This window comes from uncultured Campylobacter sp., from assembly GCF_937997465.1.
Classification (GTDB): domain Bacteria; phylum Campylobacterota; class Campylobacteria; order Campylobacterales; family Campylobacteraceae; genus Campylobacter_A.
The window spans coordinates 1-4,149 of the sequence record NZ_CALKTQ010000252.1; the positions used below are offsets into that span (position 1 = coordinate 1).

General features: G+C 40.8%; 5 protein-coding genes and 2 pseudogenes. All 7 read right to left on the bottom strand.

The genetic code is table 11. From position 1 onward, the window contains the following. Nucleotides 1–264, bottom strand: a pseudogene (locus Q0546_RS08330) (tRNA (guanosine(37)-N1)-methyltransferase TrmD); the annotation flags it as partial. Further along, the gene (rimM, locus tag Q0546_RS08335) at nt 264–791 is read right to left on the bottom strand and encodes a ribosome maturation factor RimM (protein ID WP_298792123.1); all 528 of its coding nucleotides are present in this window, start codon (nt 789–791) and stop codon (nt 264–266) included. The pseudogene Q0546_RS08330 and the gene rimM, both read right to left, overlap by 1 nt. Next, on the bottom strand, nt 784–1,026 hold the full coding sequence (locus tag Q0546_RS08340) for a KH domain-containing protein (protein ID WP_298792125.1): 243 nt from the start codon (nt 1,024–1,026) through the stop codon (nt 784–786). Before Q0546_RS08340 ends, rimM begins: the two co-directional genes overlap by 8 nt. Nucleotides 1,027–1,032: 6 nt before the next feature. Next, entirely contained in the window at nt 1,033–1,263 is a 231-nt protein-coding gene (gene rpsP / locus Q0546_RS08345) for a 30S ribosomal protein S16 (RefSeq protein ID WP_002951203.1), read from the bottom strand. 68 nt (nt 1,264–1,331) lie between these two features. Next, the gene (gene ffh, locus Q0546_RS08350; RefSeq protein WP_298792127.1) at nt 1,332–2,672 is read right to left on the bottom strand and encodes a signal recognition particle protein; all 1,341 of its coding nucleotides are present in this window, start codon (nt 2,670–2,672) and stop codon (nt 1,332–1,334) included. 67 nt (nt 2,673–2,739) lie between these two features. After that, nucleotides 2,740–3,498: an RluA family pseudouridine synthase gene (locus Q0546_RS08355; protein WP_298792129.1), complete on the bottom strand. Its 759-nt coding sequence runs from the start codon at nt 3,496–3,498 to the stop codon at nt 2,740–2,742. Next, a pseudogene (locus Q0546_RS08360) lies at nt 3,495–4,149 on the bottom strand (3-deoxy-D-manno-octulosonic acid transferase); the annotation flags it as partial. The gene Q0546_RS08355 and the pseudogene Q0546_RS08360, both read right to left, overlap by 4 nt.

A 4,149-nucleotide genomic window follows, 5' to 3' on the forward strand; every position in this document is an offset into this window, starting at 1 on the left:
GGGTACAAGAAAAATAGTATGGGGGTTTGGCTTATTTTTTAGTAAAAATTTTAAAGTATCATCAATAGGCTGACACGTCATGAGTAACCCTGCGCCGCCTCCAACCATATAGTCATCTACCTTTTTATGCTTATCTACGCTAAAATTACGAGGATTTAAAAAATCAACCGAAATAAGCTTCTCTTTTTTGGCGCGACCTAAAATACTATCTTCAAAATAAGGCCGTACAAGGCTTTCAAAAAGCGTAACAAAGGTAAATTTCATTAGGAATTTTCCAAAATCAAGATAGCGTTTTTGGTGTAAATTTTTTTATTTTCTACATCTACTTTTTCTATATAAACGTCGATATACGGAATGTAAAAACTTTTTTCCAACCCTTTGGAAATCAAATTTTCATCTGTTTTTACCAAAAAAAGATGATTCGCCCCAACCTCGTCTATATCCTCTACTTCACCCAGCCTTTGATTATTTTCGTAAATTTCGCAACCGATGACATCAAAATAGAAAAATTCACCCTTTTTTAGTTTGCAGTTTTTTCTAGTTTCTTCTTTTGTAGTGTAGATTGTTTTATTTGTGAGAGTTTTTGCGCTGTCTATATCTTCAAAACCGTAAAAAGAGATCGTATCGTTTGCGTGATTGTAGCTTTTTACGACAAGTTCTTTACCGTCTTTATCGCAAAATATAGCATTTTTTTTAAACTGGTTAGGAAAGTTGCCCTTATTATGAAGCTTGACAAATCCCTTTAATCCTACTGTTTTGCCAAGCAATGCGACTTCTACAAGCTCACTCAAGAGGCTTTACCGTAACGCGGTATGATGTCGCATCTTTGGCTTTATAGCCCACGATTACAGTCTTTATCGCGTTTATCATCCTGCCGTCTTTGCCGATAAGCTTGCCTGTATCGACTTTATCGGCGTAAATTATCAGCTCGACAAAATTTTCGCCAAGCTCGACTCGCTCGAGTTTCACTTTATCTGGAAAATCAGCGATGAGCTTAGCATATTCAAGTAAAAAATTTTCTACCATTTTTAATTATTTGCTAGTTATTTTTGCAACCCTATCGCTAAGTTTCGCACCGACGCCTTTCCAATAAGCCAAGCGCTCAGCGTCAAATTTTACCACCTCGGGCTCAACCATCGGGTTGTAGTAACCGATCGACTCTATCCAGCCTCCGTCTCTTCTTTTTCTGCTATCCGTTACGACTATACGATAAAAAGGTTTTTTCTTGCGTCCCATTCTCGTTAGTCTTACTACTGTTGCCATTATATTTCTCCTTCTGTTTTTTAAATAGGCTTAAATTTAGCCACGCTTCGTAGCCAAATTTAAGCCCTTTAATTAGCACGAGTATTTTTAGCTTGGTTTAGTAAATTACCAAGCCCTTTTAAGCCTTCTTTGCCGGAAAATCTCTTTGCTATTTTTGATGCGTTTTCAAACTGTTTCAAAAAGCGATTTACCTCTACTTGAGATAGCCCAGATCCAGCAGCCAAACGTCTTTTTCGGCTGTTGTTTAGTAGGTCCGGATTCTCGCGCTCTTTTTGCGTCATCGAATTTATCATAGCTTTGATATGCAAAATTTCCTTCGAGTTATCAAGGTCGATATCTTTTATCTGATTTGCCACGCTCGAGAGACCCGGTATCATCCCGATAAGGCTTTTCATATTTCCAAGCTTTTTGACGCTTTCCATTTGCGATAAAAAGTCGTTAAAGTTAAACTGTCCTTTTTTGATCTTTTTATTTATTCTTTTTGCTTCTTGCTCATCTATCACGGCGCTAGTTTTCTCAACCAACGTCGCCAAGTCACCCTCACCCATTATGCGGCTCACGATTCGCTCAGGAATAAAGCTCTCCATATCGCCAACTTTTTCGCCGATACCTACGAATCTAAGCGGTATATTTAGCTGTTTTGCTATGCCGATAGCTACGCCGCCTTTGCTATCCGAGTCAAATTTACTTAGCACCACGCCGCTTATTTTTAGCGCGTCGTTAAACGTGCTTGCGGTTTTTACGCCGTCTTGTCCACTCATAGCGTCGACTACGTAAAAAATTTCATGCGGCTCGAGCGTAGACTTGATATCTTTTATCTGCTTCATCAAAGCTTCATCTATAGCTAGGCGTCCTGCAGTATCCACTAAAAGTACGTCGTAAAGCCCGCTTTTTGCTTTAGCTAGCGCCTGCTTAGCTACATTTAGCGGATCGGTTTCATTATCTATGCTAAAAAGCTCTATCTCGTTTGCTTCGCAAAGCTGACGAAGCTGCTCTACGGCTGCCAAGCGTTGCAAATCGCACGCCGCGACCAAAACTTTTTTCTTTCTAAGCTTTAGATAATTAGCTAGCTTTATCGTTGTAGTGGTTTTTCCGCTACCTTGCAAGCCAGCCATTAGCACGATCGTAGGAGCCACGGACGCAAAGACAAAGCCTTGATTGCCCGGCGCGGTTAAAACCTTCGTCAAATTTGACTTTATAGCGTCTAAAAATTGCTTTTGACCTATTCCGCCTTGCTTTAGATCAGCCTCGATGAGAGATAGCAACTCTTTGGTAACTTTGTGATGAACATCGGCTTTTAGCAGTGCTTTTTTAAGCACGTCAAGCGCGTTATTTAGCGCTTTTTCATCGTCTACGAAACGAATTTTACTAACGGCTAAACGAAACGACTCGCTGATTTGTTCAAACACATTCTACCTTTTATTTACATTGTATAGCTAAAGCGCGTATTTTATTAAATTTAAGCTTTATCGCTCTTTAAATCTCAAAATTTCTTGAAATTTCAAAACCGAGCTTGTTAAAATCGCTGCTCAAATTTGACCTTAATTTATAACCTAAAAGCTCGATTTTATAAGCGTGCAGATACATTCTTGCGGATTTATTTTTAGCGTATTTTTCATCGCCGACGATCCCGTATCCAGCGTGATTTAGGTGCACTCTGATTTGGTGCGTTCTACCGGTTTTTATCTCGACTTTTACGAGACTTTTTTTGCCAGCGACCATCACTGGAGTTACGTGCGAAAAGGCCTCTTTACCGTTTGGCGATATTTTAGAAAACGCGCCGCCCCTGTTTTTTAGCGTGATTATAGGTTCGTTTACGCTAAATTCCTCACTCACGATGCCTTTTACTGCCGCGACGTACTCTTTTTTTACGCGGCAGTTTTTAAACTCCTCGATCGCTTTTTTTTGAAATTCCTCGTTTTTCACAAGCAAAAGCACTCCGCTAGTTTCCTTATCAAGCCTATGAAGCAACGGAAATTTATAAGTTTCGCTCACTTTTTCCGACGTTAAAAATGCCGGCTTATCAACCGCAATCAGGTTTTCGTCTTCAAAAATCACGCTTGGGCGCGGCAGTTTTTGTACGTTAAATTTAGTCGCCGCGCTCATCATAGCGCGCGCCACGGCGATCCTCTGTCCTTTGGCGCTAACTAAGCCTGCGTCAATCAGCTCCTTTGCCTCGCTGTTTGAGATGCCCTCCTGGATCGCCAGTAATTTATAGGCTTTTTCTTCTTTCATAAATTTTCCTCAATATCTTTTAAAATCTCGCTTGCATCGCCTTTGGCGACGATTTTTGCTTTTGGTAAATCTTGCCGTAAAAGTACATTTATCTTGCCCGCTTTTGCAAATTTTATGCCGTCAACCGCGCTATACAAGGCTTTTTGATTAAATATAAACTCCCCGCTTATCACCGCGTTTTCAAACTGCGCCGCCTCGATCGGATTGTGTCCGCCGACGTTTGGCACGAAGCTACCGCCGAGCACTACGACGTCGCTAAATTTATAAATATTTACCAGCTCGCCCATCGCATCGACCAGCACGCACTGCGCGTCAAAGTTTTTAGTTTCGCTAAATTTAGAAAAACTAAGTCCATTTTTAGCAGCAAATTTAGCCAAAATCTCGCCTACTTCGCCAAATCTTTCCGGATGGCGCGGCACTAAAATCAGCTTATCGTTTGCACTCAAATTTAACCCGCGCAAAATCAGCTCCTCTTCCCCTGCATGAGTGCTAGCCAGCACGATCACGCGCTCTTTTGGCTTAGCATAAATTTTACTCGGATTTAGCAAAAAGGCTGATTTTACATTGCCATTAACGACGATATTTTTAGCGCCGAGCCGCTCTAGACGCTGTTTATCCAGATCGCTTTGAGCGTAAATTTTATCTATAAAT